The following is a 17,576-nucleotide window of genomic DNA, read 5'->3' as shown; positions in this document are numbered from 1 at the left end:
TCCCTAAGTGGTTTTATTTTAGAACCAGATCATCCAGAATCAACTGGTTCTATTTTGAGACCATCAGATGTTCGTCGCCGCACCGCTGCCCCGTACCGCCACGCCCCTGCTGTTGTTGTTCGCCTGCGCCGCCGGGCTCAGCGTGGCCAACGTCTACTACGCCCAACCGCTGCTGGATGCGCTGGCCGCCGACCTGCACATCGGCACCGCCCGGATCGGCGCGGTCATCGCCGCCACCCAGCTCGGCTCGGTGATCGCGCTGCTGTGGCTGGTGCCGCTGGGTGACCGGTTGGAGCGCAGGCGCCTGATGGCGGCGCAGAGCGTGGCGCTGGTCGTGGCCCTGCTGGGCGTCGCCCTGGCCGGCAACGCCACCGCGCTGTTGCTGGGCATGCTGGCGGTAGGCCTGCTCGGTACCGCGATGACCCAGGGGCTGATTGCCTATGCCGCCGCCGCGGCGGGCCCGCATGAGCGCGGCCGCGTGGTGGGTGCCGCGCAGGCCGGCGTGGTGATCGGCCTGCTGCTGGCCCGGGTGGTGGCCGGTGGCGTGGCCGACCTGGCGGGCTGGCGTGCGGTGTATGTACTGTCGGCGGTGCTGATGGTGGTCAGCGGCGCGGTGCTGTGGCTGCGCCTGCCACGGCTGCCGGTGGCCGATGCCGCGCCCCGGATCGGGTTGATCACTCTGCTGCGCCAGCAGCCGGTGCTGCGCCGACGCGGCGTACTCGGGCTGTTGCTGTTCACCGCGTTCGGGCTGTTCTGGAGCAGCATGGCGCTGCCGTTGAGCGCACCGCCGCATGCGCTCAGCCATACCGCCATCGGTGCGTTCGCACTGGTCGGCCTGCTCGGCGCGTTGGCCGCCGCGCGTAGCGGGCACTGGAGCGATCGCGGCCATGCCGACCGTGTTTCCTTTGCTGCGCTGCTGCTGTTGCTGTTGAGCTGGGCCCCGCTGGCGGCGTTGCCGCTGCACCTGGGCTGGCTGGTACTGGGCGTGCTGTTGCTGGATCTGGCGGTACAGGCACTGCACGTGACCAACCAAAGCCTGATCCTGGCCGCCGCGCCCAACGCGCAGGCGCAGGTGATCGCCGCCTACATGCTGTTCTATGCGGCCGGCAGCGGGATCGGTGCGCTGCTGGGCAGCAGCCTGTATGCCGCGTATGGCTGGAGCGGCGTCTGCACTGCCGGCGCCCTGGTTTCGTTGCTTGCGCTGGGCGCGTGGTGGACGGTTTCCGCTACCCTGCGCAGCAGGTGCAAGGGGTGAACGATGCGGAGTGTGCGGTGAATGCGTCCACGGCAGTGAACGGGCAGTGGTCTGGCGCAGTGTTGCTTGGCCCGCATTTCGCCGTGCTGCAGGGCCATGCCGGTGCCACCGGTGCGCATGCCCACTACGCCCACCAGGTGCTGCTGGCCGAGGCCGGGCAATGGACCGTGGAGAACGAACACGGGCTGCAGCGCGGCACGCGCCTGGTGCTGCCTTCGTTCCAGTCGCATGCGGTGCGCGGCGTGCCGCTGCGCGGCTGCACGGTATGGATTGAACCCAGCCATGTCGACCTGCAGAAGCTGCAGGCCCAGCTGCCATCGCTTCCCTGCGATCCGCAGGCCTTGCTGCCCTGCCTGTCGGCCCTGGTCGCGCGCGCGCCGCTGGACCGCCGGCTGCAGGCGGCACTGTCCGCACTGGACGCGCGGCTGCCCGAGCGCATCGCGGCCCCGGCCATTGCAGCGGCCGCACACCTGTCCGAAAGCCAGTTGCACCGCCGCTTCCAGCAGGACCTGGCGGTGTCGCTGCGTGGCCTGGTGCTGTGGCGCCGGTTACGCCAGGCGCTGGTGCAGGTGATCGAGGGACACAGCCTGACCACCAGCGCACATGCCGCCGGCTTCGCCGACCTTGCGCACTTCTCGCGCAGCCTGCGGCGCATGTTCGGCGTGCAGGCCGGCCACCTGGCTGGCCTGCACCTGCAGCATTATCGCGGCGACTGATCCAGCCCCGGCGGCGGCGGCGGTTCCGGCGCGTGCGGCAGCGCGCGGAACGGCGCCAGCAGTTGCCCCAGGTAGCGCCGTGGATAGGCTGGCTGGCTGCCAATCCCCAGGTCGTCCACGCGCATCCGGTAATCGGCATCGAAAGCCGTCCCCAGCAGGTGGTCCCAGACGGTCAGGAACAACCCGAAGTTGACGTCGCCTGCCTTGCCATAGCGCATGTGGTGGAAGCGATGCAGCGGCGCCCACGCCATCACCTTGCCCAGCCAGCCCGGCCGCATGTCCACGTTGGAATGCTGCAGCAGCAGCTGGATGGCAATGGCGAAGGCCAGCACGGCCGCCACCGGGTACGGCATGCCCAGCAACAGCAGCGGCAGCACCCCGCCCAATGCTTCGGCCGTCTGGTGCAACGGGTGTTTCATCAACCCGTTGAACCCATACATGCGGGTCACGCTGTGGTGGACCGCATGCAACCGCCACAACCAGGCCCAGCGATGGCTCGCGTAATGCACCAGGGTGATGCCCAGGTCCGCGGCAACAATCGCCAGCACCACCTGCGCGACAACACTCCAGTGCGTCGGCCACAGCTGCCACGGCACCCACGCGGCCACCAGCGGAATCGCACCGATCGCCAGCAGGTTCAATCCTTCGTTCACCAGTGCGTGGAGGGCGTCGCGGCCCGCATCGCCCTGGGGGGCGTTGAAGGCCGGGTCATAGGGCCAGCAGCGCTCGGCCAGCCACGACAGCGCGATGGCCAGGCCCAACCCCGGCAGCAGCCACAGCGCCGACCCCGCTGCATAGCCCACCCACCACGTGGCCATTCCCACGAATCCCCACAGCATTCCCGGCGCATACACCGCCAACCACCATCGCTTCATCGACCTGCTCCATACAAAGGAGCGGCCATGCTCGCGACAACGGCGCAGCCCGGCTTGAACAAACCGCGCATCCCGCCGCGACCACCGGAGCGGCCAGTGACTGAAGCGTTCATCACCCCGGCTGCGTTCAAACTGCCGGCGCGCGAACCGTTAGCATTTTTACTAATTGCCGGTAGGATTGTCGGTCTCAGCCCCTGACACCGCCCCTGCCGATACTGCCCGCCATGCCCCGCCTTGCCGCCCCTGCCCACCTGCGCCAGCCCTCCCGGGAGGTGCGCTGATGGGCGCGGTTGTAGCCCTGGACCAGTTGCTGGAAAGCCGGCAGGTCTGGCGCGGCAGGCCGCAGGCCATGCCGCCGGCCACGGCCCCACACCCTACCGGCCACCCGGCGCTGGACGCCCGCCTGCCCGGGGGCGGCTGGCCGCCAGCGGCGCTGTCGGAGGTGCTGCTGGCCGCGCCGGGGCAAGGCGAGCTGGCGCTGGTCTGGCCCACCCTGGCGCGGCTGAGCCAGCAGCAGCAGACCATCGTGCTGGTTGCCCCGCCCTACCTGCCGCATGCGCCGGGCTGGGCCGGTGCCGGGCTGGCCTTGAACCAGGTCCAAGTGGTGCGGGCAACGCCGCGTGATGCTTTGTGGGCCGCCGAACAGTGCCTGCGCTCTGCCGCCTGTGCGGCCGTGCTGTGCTGGCCGCAGCAGGCCGACGACCGCGCCCTGCGCCGGCTGCAGGTGGCCGCCGAAACCGGCCAGTGCCTGGGGTTCGCCTTCCGCGACCTGCGCCAGGCACGCAACGCCTCGCCGGCGCCGCTGCGGCTGCAGCTTGAGCATGGCCAGGTGCGCGTGCTCAAGTGCCGCGGCGGCATGGCCCCGGCGCAGCCGTTGCCGCTGGCCCTGGCGCATTGAGCGGCTGCCGTGCACTGGGCCTGCCTGTTGCTGCCACAGCTGGCGCTGGATGCCGCCCTGCGCCAGCAGCCCGATCCGTCGGTGCCACTGGTGCTGCTCAGCGGTCCGGCGCAGCGCCGCGTACTGCATGCGGTGAGTCCGGCGGCGCGCCAGCTTGGGCTGCGCCGCGGCATGCTGCTGTCGGCTGCGCAGGTCCTCACCCGCGACATGCGCACCGTCGAGCACGACCCGCACGCCGAACAGGCCACCCGGCAGTTGCTGGCCAGTTGGCTGTATGGCATCAGCTCGCAGGTCAGCCTGGCCTTCCCGCATGCGCTGGCGCTGGAGATCGGCGCCAGCCGCGCGCTGTTCGGTGACTGGCCCGCGATCGAAAAGCGCCTGTGCGAGGGCCTCAAGGACCTCGGCTTCCGCCATCGCCTGGTGGCCGCACCCAACCCGCATGCGGCCTGGGTGCTGACCCGCGTGCATGCACGGCTGGGGGTGGAGGCCCAACAGCTGGATGCCACGTTGGCGCAGGTGCCGATTGAACACAGCGGGCTGCCGGCCGAGGCGGTCACGGTGCTGGCACGCTCGGGCCTGCGCACGCTGGGTGCGGCCTTCCAGTTGCCGCGCGACAGCCTGGCGCGGCGTTTCCCGCCGACGGTCCTGGCCCACCTGGATGCGCTGCGCGGGATCAGCACGCCGCCGCTGCGCTACTACCAGCCGCCGGACCGCTTCGACGCACGCATCGAGTTCGAGTACGAGATCGAGTCCACCCAGGCGCTGCTGTTCCCGTTGCGCCGGCTCACCGGCGATTTGGCGGCCTTCCTGTGTTCGCGCGATGGCGGCGTGCAGCGCTTCACGTTGTGGTTCGAACACGACCAGCACCCGGACACCTGCCTGGCCATCGGCCTGCTCGCGCCCGAGCGCGATGCGGCCATGCTGTTCGAACTGGCGCGCAACCGGGTGGACCACCTGCAGCTGCCCGCCGGCAGCCGTGGCCTGCGCCTGCAGGCCGACCACCTGCCGCCGTTCGTGCCAGCCGCACGCGACCTGTTCGACCCCCGCCCGCAACAGGCAATGCCCTGGGAACAGGTACGCGAGCGGCTGCGCGCCCGGCTGGGCGATGACGCGGTACAGGGCCTGGGGCTGCGCGCCGAACATCGCCCCGAACGTGCCAGCGGCGATGCCCACGGTGCGCCCAAAGGCCCGCCGCCGGTCCTGCCCGTGCGCCCGGGCTGGTTGCTGCCACGCCCGCAGCCACTGCTCGACCCGCACCTGCGCATCGTGTCCGGGCCGGAGCGGATCGAATCGGGCTGGTGGGATGAAGGCGATATCCGCCGCGATTACTACGTGATCGAAACCGGCCAGGGCCAGCGCGGCTGGGCCTATACCAGCGCCGATGGGCGCGGCGGGCCGTGGATGCTGCACGGCTGGTTTTCATGAGCGCCGCCCTGCCCGACTACGCCGAACTGCATTGCCTGTCGGCCTTCAGCTTCCAGCGCGGCGCGTCGATCGCCGAGGAACTGTTCGCACGCGCCAAGGGCCAGGGCTACCGTGCGCTGGCGATCACCGACGAATGCTCGCTGGCCGGCATCGTGCGGGCCTGGCAGGCAGCGAAAAAGCACGACCTGGCGCTGATCACCGGCGCGGAGTTCCAGCTCGACGACGGCCCCAAGCTGGTGCTGCTGTGCACCGACCTGGCCGCCTATGCCGGCCTGTGCCAGCTGATCACCACCTGTCGCCGACGCGCGCCCAAGGGCGAGTACCGCTGCCTGCGCGAGGATCTGGATGCGCTGCCCGACAGCCTGCTGTGCCTGTGGCTGGACCGCGCGCCCAACGCCGATGACGCCGCCTGGCTGCAGGCGCGCTTCGCACGGCGGCTGTGGCTGGCGGTGGAGCTGCACCGGGAGGCCGATGACAGGCAACGCCTGGCCGCGCTGCAACGCTTCGGTCGTGACCACGCCATCCCGCTGGTGGCCAGCGGCGATGTACACATGCACGTGCGCCGCCGCCGCGCCCTGCAGGACACCCTCACCGCGATCCGCCACCACTGCACCATCGCCGATGCCGGCTGGCGGCTGTTTGCCAACGGCGAACGGCATGTGCGCACCCGCCAGGCGCTGGCCGCGCTGTACCCGCCGGCCTTGCTGGCCGAAACCGTGCGTATCGCCGACCGCTGCCACTTCGACCTCAAGCAGCTGCAGTACACCTACCCGCGCGAACTGATCCCGGCCGGGCACGATCCGGCCAGTTGGCTGCGCACGCTGGTGGAGGACGGCATGCAATGGCGCTGGAAGACAGGCGCCACGGCCAAACAACGCACGCAGATCGAACACGAACTGGACCTGATCCACAAGAAACAGTACGAGTCGTATTTCCTCACCGTGCACGACATCGTGCGCTTCGCGCGCAGCCAGCAGATCCTATGCCAGGGCCGCGGCTCGGCCGCCAATTCGTCGGTGTGCTACGTGCTGGGCGTGACCGAGATCGACCCCAGCGAGATGGAACTGCTGTTCGAGCGCTTCATCTCCGAAGAGCGCGACGAACCGCCGGACATCGACATCGACTTCGAACACGAGCGCCGCGAGGAAGTGCTGCAGTACGTGTTCAACCGCTACGGTCGCGAACGCGCTGCATTGACCGCGGTGGCGATCAGCTACCGTGGCCGCAGCGCGGTGCGCGACGTGGCCCGCGTGCTCGGCCTGCCGCCGGACCAGGTCAACGAACTGGCCGCCTGCCTGGACCGCTGGAGCAGCCACGAGCCGCTGCCCGAGGCCCTGCGCGAGCGCGGCTTCGACCCGGACACGCCGCTGATGCGGCGGGTGGTGGCGTTGACCAGCGAACTGGTCGATTTCCCGCGCCACCTGTCCCAGCACCCGGGCGGTTTCGTGATTTCCGAGCACCCGCTGTCCACGCTGGTGCCGGTGGAGAACGCGGCCATGGCCGACCGCACCGTGATCCAGTGGGACAAGGACGACCTGGACGCCACCGGGCTGATGAAGGTGGACTGCCTGGCGCTGGGCATGCTCACCGCCGTGCGCAAATGCCTGGCCATGCTGCACGCGCACGGCGCGCCCTTGATGGGCATGGCCGATATTCCCCCCGGCGACACGAAAACCTACGACATGATCTGCCGCGCCGACACCCTGGGGGTGTTCCAGATCGAATCGCGTGCGCAGATGGCCATGCTGCCGCGCATGCAGCCGCGCTGTTTCTACGACCTGGTGATCGAAGTGGCGATCGTGCGTCCCGGCCCGATCCAGGGTGACATGGTCCACCCCTATCTGAACCGGCGCAGGAAGCTCAAGGAAGAAGGCATCGAGGAAATCGACTACCCGCCCGAGCTGGAGAAGGTGTTCAAGCGCACCCTCGGCGTGCCGTTGTTCCAGGAGCAGGTGATGCAGCTGGCGGTAGCCGCGGCCGGTTTTACCGCAGGCGAGGCCGACGCGCTGCGCCGTTCGATGGCGGCCTGGAAACGCCATGGCGGGTTGGAGCCGCACCGCGACCGCCTGCTCACCGGCATGGCCGCCCGTGGCCACAGCCGCGAATACGGCGAACGCCTGTTCGAGCAGATCAAGGGCTTCGGCAGTTATGGCTTCCCGGAAAGCCACGCGGCCAGTTTCGCGCTGATCACCTATGTCAGCTGTTGGCTCAAGTGCCACCACCCGTCGGCGTTTGCCGCCAGCCTGATCAACAGCCAGCCGCTGGGGTTCTATACCCCCGACCAGATCCTGCAGGACGCGCGCCGCCACGGCGTGCCGGTACTGCCGGTGGATGTGTGCCACAGCGACTGGGACTGCACGCTGCTGCCGCCCACGGCGCCCGACCGCCCGTTCGGCATCCGCCTGGGCCTGCGCCTGGTCGATGGCTTCAGCGAAGCGGTGGCCACCGCGCTGGTACAGGCACGCGCGCGGCAGCCGTTCGACAGCGTGGCCGACCTCAGCCAGCGCGCGCGGCTGGATCGCCGCCACCAGGGCCTGCTGGCCGATGCGGGGGCGTTGAAGGGGTTGAGCGGCCATCGCCATCGCGCGCGCTGGGAAGTGTCCGGCGTGGAAAAACCGTTGCCGCTGTTCGACACCGCGCGGGCCACCGTGGAAGCCAGCGTGCCGTTGCCGCCGCCCAGTGCGCTGGAGGACATGCAGGCCGACTACAACAGCACCGGCACCACCCTGGGCCGGCACATGGTGGCCTTCATCCGCGCGCAGCTGCGCCAGCGCCGCTGCGCGCGCTCGGACGAACTGGCCGCCCTGCCGCATGGGCGCGCCGTGCGGTTTGCCGGGCTGGTGCGCATGCGCCAACGCCCGCAGACCGCCAGCGGGGTCACCTTCCTGACCCTGGAAGACGAATGCGGCATGGTCAACGCCGTGGTCTGGCGCAAGACCGCCGACCGCCAGCACCGGGTGCTGGTGGAAGCGCGGATGATGCAGATCGACGGCCGACTGGAACGCGTGGATGGCGTGCAGCACCTGATCGTGCGGCAGATGTACAACATCGATTCCCTGATCGAAGGCGTGCGCACGCACAGTCGGGACTTCCATTGATGCCGCGCCGCAACACGTGACCAACTTCACGATCACTGCAAATACAGACTTTCCCGACTGGTGTCGCAATCAATCATTGCGGTATGGTCGCGAGCTTCCAAGGATCTGGAGCCGCCAATGTCACGCGCACTCACCCTCACCACGCTGGTTGTCTCCAGCCTTGCGCTTGTCGTTTCCGCCTGGACCGGCATCCGCCTGCACCAGAGCCAGGCCCACGACCGGGTGATCACCGCACGCGGGCTGGTCATCCAGGACAGCGCCGGACAGGCCCGGGTGATTCTTGGCGCACCGGTGCCCGACGCGCTCAGCAAGGGCATCTCGCAGGGGCCGCGCGCATCGCCGCTGTCAGGGCTGATCCTGCTCGGCGCCGACGGTTCCGAACGCGGCGTCTACGGCACTGCCGATGTCGGGGATGAAGCCATGCTCACCCTGGACGATGCCAGCGGCACCACCGAAGTATTCAAGGTCACCGCCAACCCGGATCGCGGTGCCACCCTGGTGATCAAGCACCAGAACAGCACCGGGGCCATGCTCACTTCCTGGCAGGGCAAGCCGGAGTTGATCTTCGTCGGCGACAACGGCCAGTCGCACTACGTGCGCCCGAGTACCCCCAGCGCGCCGTGATCCTCCAGCGCCTGGCGTAGATCAAGCGCAACGCGGCGCGCGTCGCCGGCGGCCAGCATGGCGGTGGTGATGCGCAGGCCGTGCACGCCCGGCTGCACGGCAAACACCTCGCCGCCGCGCAGCTGCCACCCGCGCTGGGCCAGCGCCAGCACCAGCGGCTGGCTGTCGGCGGCAAGCGGCACCCACAGGTTCAACCCATCCATCACCGCTGGGGTCTGGATGCCCTGCTCGCCCAGTGCCTGCTGCAACACCTGGCAACGCTGCGCATAGTCGCGCCCGGCCTTGGCCACGCGCGCCATCAGCCGCGCCGAGCCCAGCGCCGCGGCTGCCGCATCCTGCAGAAGGTGGCTGACCCAGCCGGTGCCGGGGGCCATGCGCAGGCGCAGGCGTGCGGCGGTGTCGGCGTCGCAGCCCAGCATCGCCAGGCGCAGGTCCGGCCCGAGCGCCTTGGATAGCGAACGCACCAGCACCCAGCGCCGCGTGCGCGGGGCGATCACCGAGTGGTACGGCTGCTGCGACAACAATGCGAAATGATCGTCCACCAGCACCAGCACCTGCGGATGCCGTTCCAGCACCTGGCGCAGTTCGCGCGCGCGGCGCTGGCTGAGGCTGGCGCCGGTCGGGTTGTGCGCGCGCGGGGTCAGCAGCACCGCACGCGCACCGGCATCCAGCGCCGCCGCCAGCGCCGCCGGCACCATGCCGTGTTCATCGATGGCCACCGCCAGCGTGGCGTGCCCGCCGGCGCGCAGGGTGTTGAGGCTGCCGAGAAAACATGGATTCTCCACCGCCACGCGGTCGCCGGGCACCAGCCAGCTACCCAGCACCCGCTCGATCGCATCGACCGCGCCATGGCTGAGTTCCAGCGCATACCCAGGCGGACAATCCGGGTCCAGCTGCGCCCGTGCCAACCGCTCCAGCTGCGGGTCGATGGTGGGGGTGCCGTACAGGCGCGGAGCCCGTTCCGGCAACAACCCCCGCAGGTCCGGCAGCCACTGCGGGTCGGGGTTGCCACTGGACAGGTCGTGCAACGCCGAACCGCCCATGCTGCCCTCCTGGGCACCGACCGCCGGCGGCGCGGTCACCACCGTGCCGCGCCGGCCCTGGGTCTGCGCCAGCCCGGCCGCGTCCAGCCGCTTGTAGGCGGCGGCCACCGTATTGCGGTTGATCTGCAGCTGCAGGGCCAGGTCGCGGACCGGCGGCAGCAGCTGGCCCGGTACCAGCGCCCCACTGAGGATCTGCTGGAGGATGCTGTCGAACACCGCGCTGGCGGTCTGGCCGGTGATTTTCATTTTGTCCTATGCCAATATACGGATCGTCCCGGGACAGTGTTGCACGTGCCGGACCGCCCGTGCAGCCGCCCTCGCTTCAGGAGCTCCCCATGCCCATCGCACGCCCCGACTGGCCGCAGGCCACCACCGTCGACGCCATCGCCCACAACCTGGAGGCGGTGCGCCACCGCATCGCGCGTGCGTGCGAACGTGCCGGCCGCGATCCGGCCGGCGTGCGCCTGTTGCCAGTCAGCAAGACTGTCGACCAGGCACGGCTGCGCCTGGCCTGGGACGCCGGCTGCCGCGAACTGGGCGAGAACAAGGTGCAGGAGGCGCAGGCCAAGGCCGACGGCATGGCCGACCTGCCGATCCGCTGGTCGGTGATCGGCCACCTGCAGACCAACAAGGCCCGCGACGTGGCGCGCTTCGCCAGTGAGTTCCAGGCACTGGACAGCCTCCGCGTGGCCGAAGCGCTGGACCGCCGGCTGGCGCTGGAACAGCGCACGCTGGACGTGTTCGTGCAGGTCAACACCTCCGGCGAGGCCAGCAAGTACGGCCTGGACCCGATCGCGGTGGCCGACTTCGTGCAGCAGTTGCCGGCCTTTCCCCGGCTGCGCGTGCGCGGGCTGATGACGCTGGCGCTTTTCTCGCCCGACCCGGACCAGGTGCGTCCGTGCTTCGTCCGCCTGCGCGAACTGCGCGACCGCCTGCGGCCCGGCCTGCCCGAGGGAATCGTCCTGGACGAGTTGTCGATGGGCATGTCCGGCGACTTCGACCTGGCCATCGAAGAAGGCGCCACCGTGGTGCGCGTGGGCCAGGCCATCTTCGGCGCGCGCGCCACCCCGGACAGTTTCTACTGGCCCACCGCCGCCGCCGAGGGCACGTCATGAAGGCCGTGGCGATCCAACACGTCGCGTTCGAAGACGCGGGGATACTGGCCCCGTTGTTGGCCGCACGCGGCTGGCAGCTGCAGGTGCTGCAGGCCGGCATCGACCGCCTGGACGACGCCGAGAGCGCCGACCTGCTGATCGTGCTGGGCGGCCCGATCAGCGCCAACGACGTCCACGCCTACCCGCATCTGCGCGTGCTGCATGCCCTGCTCCGCTCCCGCCTGGCCGCGCACCGCCCGACGCTGGGCATCTGCCTGGGCGCGCAGCTGGTGGCACGCGCACTCGGCGCCAGCGTGACGCCGATGGGCGCGAAGGAAATCGGCTTCGCGCCGTTGTCGCTGACCGATGCCGGGCTGGCCTCGCCACTGCGGGCCCTGGTGGGTATCCCGGTGCTGCACTGGCATGGCGAAACCTTCACCCTGCCCGACGGTGCACAGCGCCTGGCGGCCACGCCCGCCTGCGCGCAGCAGGCGTTCGCCATCGGCCACCACCTGCTGGCCCTGCAGTGCCATCCCGAGGTCGACGCCACCCGCATCGACACCTGGCTGATCGGCCATGCCGACGAACTGCAGGGTGCGGGTATTGATCCCCGCACCCTGCGCGAACAGGCCGCCCGGTACGCCGCGCCACTGGCGGCCGCCGCACGAGACCTGTTCGCCGCGTGGCTGGATGCACTGCCGACGCCAGCGCCTGGTGCCGATGCGGCCTTTGCCGGGGCGGTGTCCGCATGAGCAGCCACCGCCTGATCGTGCACCAGCATGGCGTGCTGCTGGGCCACTTCGACAGCGCCGGTCCGCAGGCCCGCCGTCACCTGCATACCCTGGCCGCGCAGTTGCCGGCCGCCGCCGGGTTCCAGCTGCAATGGCAGCAGGCCATCGGCGAACAGCGGCTGTTGAGCAGCGGCCCGGCGGGCCTGAAGGTACTGGGCAGCGAAGTGGTCTACCAGGACATCGCCACCCCCGCAGCATAAGGACACGCGGCCAGCTTGTTCCGCCCACGCCACCGCGCCTACCATCCCGCCAGAGGCCTTCCGCGGTGGCAGGCCCACCGGCGGGCGGAGCACCTCATGGACAGCTATGACGCAATGGAACGCTACATGACCATCGCGCGCTATCTCAGCCTCTTCGCGCTGCTGGCCCAACTGGTCTTGCTTGGCCTGCAACTGGCGGCCTACCGACGGCACCGTCATGCGAGCTTCCTCGTGCTCAGCCTGGCCAGCATCATCGGACTGGCCTATGGAGTGGTGATCGGCCTGCCGTACTTCACCGCCAGTGCCATGCCGCATGTCTTGTCCCTGATCACGGTGGGGGGCGTGATTGGCATAGCGGCCACGCTGCTGGGGATCACCGGCACGGTGCTACTGTTCCGTACCTATCGCGAGCTGGTCGAGGACAACGCGCGCGTCAAGGCCCGGCTGGCCCTGCTCGAAGCACAGCAGGCCGGCCCGCCACTGCCGGCCGCTGCACCCGGTTCGTCGCTGGGTACGTAAAAACAGCGGCGTCAGAGCTCGACGGGATGTGCCAGTGTCTGCATGTGCCGGGCATGCTCGCCTGCCTGCACGTGCAGCCAGGCCCGGAACGACAGGAACCCCTGGTGCGTCGCCGAGCGCGGTGGATACACCAGCCAATGCGACCAGCGCGTCTTCAAGCGGTGCGGCGACAAGGCCACCAACTGGCCCGAATCGAGCAGCAGCCGCGCCCGCGTCACCCGCCCCAGCGCTACCCCGAAGCCGTCCAGGGCCGCGCGATGGTGTGACTCTGAATCGTTGAGCATGGCCACGTAGCGGCGCGGCGGATCCTGGCCGATCTGTGCGAACCAGCGCTGCCATTCGCCATCGGGATCCCCCAACAGCGGCCATTCCGAGAGCGGGCGCGCATCCACGCCGCCCATGCGCTCCACCAGTGCGGGGCTGGCCATCGGCATCAACCACTCATCGAACAACGGCTCGGCGTGCACGCCCACCCACTGCCCGGCCCCTACGCGCAGCGCGGCATCGCACTGCACGTTGCGTTCGAAGTCCGTCAGGCGTTCGCTGGATTCCAGGTTGAACTCGATCTCCGGGTGCGCGGCCACGAACGAGCCCAGCCGCGGCACCAGCCAGTTGGAGGCCATCGAAGGCAGCGCGCTGACCGTGAGCACGCGGTCGTGGCGTGCACCGAACGGCTGGAAGACCTGCTGGATCGCATCCAGGTGCGGCCCGACCTGCTCAAGCAGGCGCTGGCCCTCCGGCGTCACGCCCACCCCACGGGGCTGCCGCAGCAGCAGCGGATAGCCCAGCCGCTGCTCGAGCTGGCGCATCTGGTGACTGAGCGCGCTGACCGTCAGGTTCAACGATTCCGCCGCCCGGGTCAGGTTGCCCAGGCGCGCGGCGGTGACGAAATTCTGCAGGGGCTGCAGGGGCATGCGGGACATGTCGACTTGAATCCTGTTCAAGGCCAGCTTGCGGAAATGTCGCTTTTTCGCTTCGCATCGTGCACCTATCGTCAACGCTCCTCAAGTGGAGCGTCGATCATGAACATCTACAGCGGGCTGTTGTTCCTGCACGGGCACATCGCCAATGTCGACCTGGCGCGCCAGTTGGCGGGCGTGGAAACGGCGCCCGCGGCGCCCTCCCCATCGGGTAAACGGGAGGCGGCATGCGGCGCAGCCAGAACGGGCGACGAGGCGCGTCCGGGTGCGCCACGGCAACCGGACCCGTGCGCCAATGCGTGAGCGGGCGGGCGCGGGTGCAGCCACGCATGGCGTGGCTCTACCGGGGGGCGGCCTTGGGCGCCGGCAGCACGCGGGGCTGCTGGTCGTACCAGTCGCGTGCGCCGGCCAGGTGCCACTTGCGCTGCTCGCCATCCAGTTCGATGCCTGCGCCCAGAACGCCCCAGCGCAGGTACAGGTTGCCCCGGCGCCGGGCCTGGGCCAGGTCGAGCCGCGCCCGCAACGACAGCCGCTCGTTCTCGGCCTGCAGGTCATCCACCCACATTTCGCCGCTGCGCCAGCGCAGCTGCCCGCTTGCCTGCACTTCACCGGAATCGAGCATGCCCAGCACCCAGCGCGGGTAGGCGCTGCGTTCGGCGAACACGCCCAGCAACGGCCCCGCGTCGCGCAGGCGCAGGTCGGCCTGGGCGGTAACCTCAAACGGCGCAGCCGCGTCGATGTGGCCCTGGCGCAGTGCCACCGTGCCCCACCAGTTGGCCTGTCCGCCAGTGTCGCCAACCTGGATGTTGCGCAGCGCCACCGTGGTGCCGCCCAGGTCGAACTGCTTCGCATCGAAGTCGGCCCGCTTGACGCGCGCCTGCAGCTGCGCATCGCCACGCAGGGCGATGCCGGCCACCTGCAGCTGTGCACCACGGCCGCGCAGGTCGGCCCGACCGGTACCCACGCGGCCGGACGAATCCAGTTCCACGTCGCCACTGAGCAGGCCGGTGCCGCCGAGCAGGCGCACATTGCCGGTGCCGCCGCCCAGGTAGCGGTTGTAGGCGGTCAGGTCAGGCACCCGCGCATCGTTGAAGCGCAGCCGCGCGCGCATGCCGTCACGCAACTGCTGCAGGCGCGCGTCGCCGCGCAGGGTCAGCGCCATCGCGCGGCCATCAAACAGCAGCGCCTTGGGCGCGCCGGTCGGTGCGGCGCGGAACTCGGGAATCTTGACGTCCAGCTGCGCCTGCGCCGGTTCACCGGCCACGATGCTGCCGTGTGCATTGGCCTGCCCCAGCAGCCGCACCCCGGCCACCTCGGCCACGGCCGCCACCTGCGGGATGTCCAGCGTACTGCCCGCGGCCAGCTGGCCATCGGCAATCTTCAGGTCGCCTTCCAGCAGGCCGCCGCCATCCAGGTGGAACCACGGCTTGCGCACGAACAGATCGGCGATCCAGTTCAGTGACTCGAACTTCCATGCGCCCTGCACCTGCCCGGTCAGCCGCGGCAGCAGTTCGGCCGGGGCGCGGAACGGGATGTTACGGCCGGTTATACGCAGGTCGGCATGCAGTTCGCTGCCGGTTTCCGGGTCGCGGGGCAACCGCGCCTGCACGCGCATGTCCTGTGCCACATCCAGCTGCAGCGCCAGCAGCCCGCGATCGTCGGCGTTGACCCCGGCATGCACCGGCACCCGCCACACCACCCGGCTGCCGGGTTGCAGCGCGCCCCGGTCCAGCACCAGGTCGCCGGTAAGACGGGCGTTCGACGGCGCGCTGCCGACACTGACGTGCGGCCCGCCGGTGTCGATTTCCACGGCGCGGCTGCGCGCATCCACCTGCAGCTGTGCCCAGGTGATGTCCAGCTTGCGCAGGCCCGGCGCCTCGTCACGGTAGTGGCGCGGGAAATGGAACCGCGCCGCAAGATGGGCGTCATCGAGCACCCGTACCCCGCCCACGGTTACCTCGGCCTTCTCGAACCCGGCCGTGGAGTCGAACAATTCAGACGGCCCGCCCTTCAATTGCTTGAGGAAGCCGACCGTGCCGTGCCCCTGCCCGGCGATGAAGAGCGTGCCGAAACGGCCGCTGCGGATGCTGTCGCTGTGGATCGCATCGAAGCGCAGCGTCCAGCCGCGGTCGCCGCGCGGCGGCGGCGGAATGCCCTTGTCCACGCGCTCGACCTCGGCCTCCACGCCCGTGGCCTCGATCCGCGGTATGCGCACCTCGCGGCGGAACAGCGCCGGCAGGTCGATCCAGGCGCCCGCGCGGTCGGCACGGAAAATGTAGACCGTGTGCCCGGCCTGCCCGCGCATGCGCACGTTCCAGACCACGGCGTGCCCAGGCAGTAGGGTCAGCGCCGGCCCGGTCTGCATGCTGAATTTTTCAGGCTTGCGGTTGGTGACCGCATCGAACAGCGGCGTATTGAGGAACACGTTGCCGGCCATCAGGTACAGCGCATACAGCGCCAGCAGCGAGAACAACGCCACGCGCCATGGCCGGGGCCAGCGCCGGACGCGCTCGGGAATCAGGGGCATGTAGATACGCGCGCGGAAGCAGAATGACCCCTGCACTATCGCCATCCGGCTGGCGCAGTCGCGTGAAGGCCAGCCCCGCAATCGGCACACGGCCTCGCGTTTCCGCCGGCCCGCACGCCTGACGGCTCAGTCCGGCAGCTTGGCGATCACCTTGATTTCCACGTCGAACCCATACAACCAGGTCACCCCGATGCCGGTCAGGGTCGGATACGGCGCCTGGCCCCAGTACTCGGGCACGATCGCCCAGACGCGTTCGAAGATCGCCTCGGGATCGACCAGGAACACGGTCACGTCGACCACATCGTCGAACGTACAGCCGGCTGCGCCCAGCACGGCGTTGAGGTTGTCGAATGCGCGTCGCACCTGATCCTCGAGCACCGGTTCGGGCGAGCCGTCCTCGCGGCTGCCGACCTGCCCGGACACGAACAGGAAGCCATTGGCGCGGACCGCCGGCGAATAGCGGTTGCGTTCGTACAGGGCCTGCCGGCCCGGCGGGAATACCACGTCACGGGTTGCCATCGTCTTCTCCAGCGGCCATGCGGCCGATCCATTGCACTGCCGCCACGGTAGGCCGACGCGGCCCGGTGATAAACGCCCCACACCGGCCATCACTGTTTGTAGAATCCAAACAATTCCTTCCGGACGCCCCGCATGGACCGGTTCGACGCAATGCAGGCGTTCGCCCGGGTGGTGGAAACCGGCAGCTTCACCAAGGCCGCGCAGAGCCTGCACATGAGCCGGACCACGGTCACCCAGCTGGTGCAACAGCTGGAGGCGCGGTTGCGTGTGCGCCTGCTCAATCGCACCACCCGGCAGGTCAACCTCAGCGCCGACGGCGCGGCGTACTACGAGCGGGTGGTGCGCCTGCTGGCCGACATCGACGATGCCGAAACCAGCTTGTCCGGTGCCGCCGCCACGCCGCGTGGGCGCCTGCGGGTGGATGTGCCCGCACCCTTGGCACGGCTGGTCCTGGCGCCGGCGTTGGCCAGCTTCCATGCACTGTATCCGGAGATCCAGCTGCATCTGGGCGTCAGCGACCGCCATGTCGACCTGATCGACGAACGCGTGGACGCGGTGATCCGTGGCGGCGAGATCACCACGCCGTCGCTGGTGGCCCGTCGCATCGGCGACCTGCAGGCCGGCCTGTACGCCGCGCCGGCCTACCTCGCGCAGGCCGGCACGCCGTTGGACCCGCACGACCTGGAAAGCAGCCCCCATCGCATCGTCGGCTACCTGCGCGCGCGCAGCGGCACGGTGCTGCCCTATGCCCTGCGCCGCGACGACCAGCAACGCCACGTGCACGGGCGGTATCTGCTGGCGGTCGATGATGGCAACGCCTATCTGGCCGCGGGCGTGGCCGGGCTGGGCGTGCTGTGGCTGCCCGACTACATGGCCGCCGCGCACGTGGCCAACGGTGAACTGGTACGCGTGCTGCCGGACTGGCAGCTGGCGCCCATGCCGCTGTATGTTGCGTTTCCGCCGAACCGCCACGTCAGTGCCAAGCTGCGCGTGTTCATCGACTGGGTGGCGGCGCTGCTGGACACCGTCGCCCCGGTCCAGACGCTGCCCCCGCGCTGACCGTGCCGCCACT

17 protein-coding genes are annotated in these 17,576 nt (G+C 69.8%); 12 read left to right on the top strand and 5 right to left on the bottom strand.

The window, feature by feature from the left end; translation table 11 throughout:
* Positions 1-67: 67 nt before the first annotated feature.
* Together ABIA71_RS07395 and ABIA71_RS07390 are read left to right on the top strand one after the other, a co-directional pair.
* Positions 68-1,255 carry an MFS transporter gene (locus tag ABIA71_RS07395; protein WP_354284360.1) on the top strand — a complete coding sequence of 396 codons (1,188 nt, stop codon included), beginning with the start codon at positions 68-70 and terminating at the stop codon, positions 1,253-1,255.
* A 17-nt stretch (positions 1,256-1,272) separates the two neighbouring features.
* Positions 1,273-1,971, top strand: coding sequence for a helix-turn-helix transcriptional regulator (locus ABIA71_RS07390; protein WP_354284358.1), 699 nt, complete (start codon positions 1,273-1,275; stop codon positions 1,969-1,971).
* Here the strand turns inward: ABIA71_RS07390 and ABIA71_RS07385 are convergent.
* Positions 1,956-2,846, bottom strand: coding sequence for a sterol desaturase family protein (locus ABIA71_RS07385; protein ID WP_354284356.1), 891 nt, complete (start codon positions 2,844-2,846; stop codon positions 1,956-1,958). The two genes, ABIA71_RS07390 and ABIA71_RS07385, sit on opposite strands and share 16 nt — an antisense overlap.
* A gap of 280 nt (positions 2,847-3,126) precedes the next feature.
* On the opposite strand from ABIA71_RS07385, the gene imuA reads away from it, so the two are divergent.
* The 4 genes from imuA (at position 3,127) to ABIA71_RS07365 (ending at position 8,891) form a co-directional block, all read left to right on the top strand.
* Positions 3,127-3,744 carry a translesion DNA synthesis-associated protein ImuA gene (gene imuA / locus ABIA71_RS07380; protein ID WP_354284354.1) on the top strand — a complete coding sequence of 206 codons (618 nt, stop codon included), beginning with the start codon at positions 3,127-3,129 and terminating at the stop codon, positions 3,742-3,744.
* A gap of 9 nt (positions 3,745-3,753) precedes the next feature.
* On the top strand, positions 3,754-5,169 hold the full coding sequence (locus ABIA71_RS07375) for a Y-family DNA polymerase (RefSeq protein WP_128095454.1): 1,416 nt from the start codon (positions 3,754-3,756) through the stop codon (positions 5,167-5,169).
* Entirely contained in the window at positions 5,166-8,267 is a 3,102-nt protein-coding gene (locus tag ABIA71_RS07370; RefSeq protein WP_354284352.1) for an error-prone DNA polymerase, read from the top strand. Before ABIA71_RS07375 ends, ABIA71_RS07370 begins: the two co-directional genes overlap by 4 nt.
* Positions 8,268-8,384: 117 nt before the next feature.
* Positions 8,385-8,891, top strand: a complete 507-nt coding sequence (locus ABIA71_RS07365; RefSeq protein WP_354284350.1) for a hypothetical protein — start codon at positions 8,385-8,387, stop codon at positions 8,889-8,891.
* On the opposite strand, the gene ptsJ is transcribed toward ABIA71_RS07365, so the two are convergent.
* On the bottom strand, positions 8,858-10,180 hold the full coding sequence (gene ptsJ, locus ABIA71_RS07360; protein ID WP_354284348.1) for a MocR-like B6 salvage transcription factor PtsJ: 1,323 nt from the start codon (positions 10,178-10,180) through the stop codon (positions 8,858-8,860). The genes ABIA71_RS07365 and ptsJ overlap by 34 nt on opposite strands.
* A gap of 89 nt (positions 10,181-10,269) precedes the next feature.
* Here ptsJ and ABIA71_RS07355 point away from each other — a divergent pair, with 89 nt between their 5' ends.
* The 4 genes from ABIA71_RS07355 to ABIA71_RS07340 all read left to right on the top strand — a co-directional run bounded on the left by ABIA71_RS07355 (position 10,270) and on the right by ABIA71_RS07340 (position 12,538).
* Positions 10,270-11,049: a YggS family pyridoxal phosphate-dependent enzyme gene (locus ABIA71_RS07355; protein ID WP_354284346.1), complete on the top strand. Its 780-nt coding sequence runs from the start codon at positions 10,270-10,272 to the stop codon at positions 11,047-11,049.
* On the top strand, positions 11,046-11,780 hold the full coding sequence (locus tag ABIA71_RS07350; RefSeq protein ID WP_354284344.1) for a glutamine amidotransferase: 735 nt from the start codon (positions 11,046-11,048) through the stop codon (positions 11,778-11,780). The genes ABIA71_RS07355 and ABIA71_RS07350 overlap by 4 nt, the downstream gene beginning before the upstream one ends.
* Entirely contained in the window at positions 11,777-12,019 is a 243-nt protein-coding gene (locus ABIA71_RS07345) for a hypothetical protein (RefSeq protein WP_354284342.1), read from the top strand. The genes ABIA71_RS07350 and ABIA71_RS07345 overlap by 4 nt, the downstream gene beginning before the upstream one ends.
* Before the next feature lie 96 nt (positions 12,020-12,115).
* The gene (locus tag ABIA71_RS07340) at positions 12,116-12,538 is read left to right on the top strand and encodes a hypothetical protein (protein ID WP_354284340.1); all 423 of its coding nucleotides are present in this window, start codon (positions 12,116-12,118) and stop codon (positions 12,536-12,538) included.
* A gap of 11 nt (positions 12,539-12,549) precedes the next feature.
* Here the strand turns inward: ABIA71_RS07340 and ABIA71_RS07335 are convergent, their stop codons facing one another.
* The gene (locus ABIA71_RS07335; protein ID WP_354284338.1) at positions 12,550-13,461 is read right to left on the bottom strand and encodes a LysR substrate-binding domain-containing protein; all 912 of its coding nucleotides are present in this window, start codon (positions 13,459-13,461) and stop codon (positions 12,550-12,552) included.
* A 99-nt stretch (positions 13,462-13,560) separates the two neighbouring features.
* Between ABIA71_RS07335 and ABIA71_RS07330 the strand changes: the two genes are divergently transcribed.
* Positions 13,561-13,761: a hypothetical protein gene (locus ABIA71_RS07330; RefSeq protein ID WP_354284336.1), complete on the top strand. Its 201-nt coding sequence runs from the start codon at positions 13,561-13,563 to the stop codon at positions 13,759-13,761.
* Positions 13,762-13,798: 37 nt separating this feature from the next.
* Here ABIA71_RS07330 and ABIA71_RS07325 read toward each other — a convergent pair whose 3' ends face one another.
* Both ABIA71_RS07325 and ABIA71_RS07320 read right to left on the bottom strand, forming a co-directional pair.
* Positions 13,799-15,985, bottom strand: coding sequence for a translocation/assembly module TamB domain-containing protein (locus tag ABIA71_RS07325; RefSeq protein ID WP_354284334.1), 2,187 nt, complete (start codon positions 15,983-15,985; stop codon positions 13,799-13,801).
* A gap of 126 nt (positions 15,986-16,111) precedes the next feature.
* Positions 16,112-16,504 carry a RidA family protein gene (locus ABIA71_RS07320; protein WP_354284332.1) on the bottom strand — a complete coding sequence of 131 codons (393 nt, stop codon included), beginning with the start codon at positions 16,502-16,504 and terminating at the stop codon, positions 16,112-16,114.
* A gap of 132 nt (positions 16,505-16,636) precedes the next feature.
* On the opposite strand from ABIA71_RS07320, the gene ABIA71_RS07315 reads away from it, so the two are divergent.
* Positions 16,637-17,563 (top strand): LysR family transcriptional regulator, encoded by a 927-nt coding sequence (locus ABIA71_RS07315; protein ID WP_354284330.1) that lies wholly within the window; start codon positions 16,637-16,639, stop codon positions 17,561-17,563.
* Positions 17,564-17,576: the final 13 nt, after the last annotated feature.

This window comes from Stenotrophomonas sp. 2619, assembly GCF_040548725.1.
Lineage (GTDB): Bacteria > Pseudomonadota > Gammaproteobacteria > Xanthomonadales > Xanthomonadaceae > Stenotrophomonas > Stenotrophomonas maltophilia_AP.
This window is presented reverse-complemented; position numbering and strand designations above follow the sequence as displayed.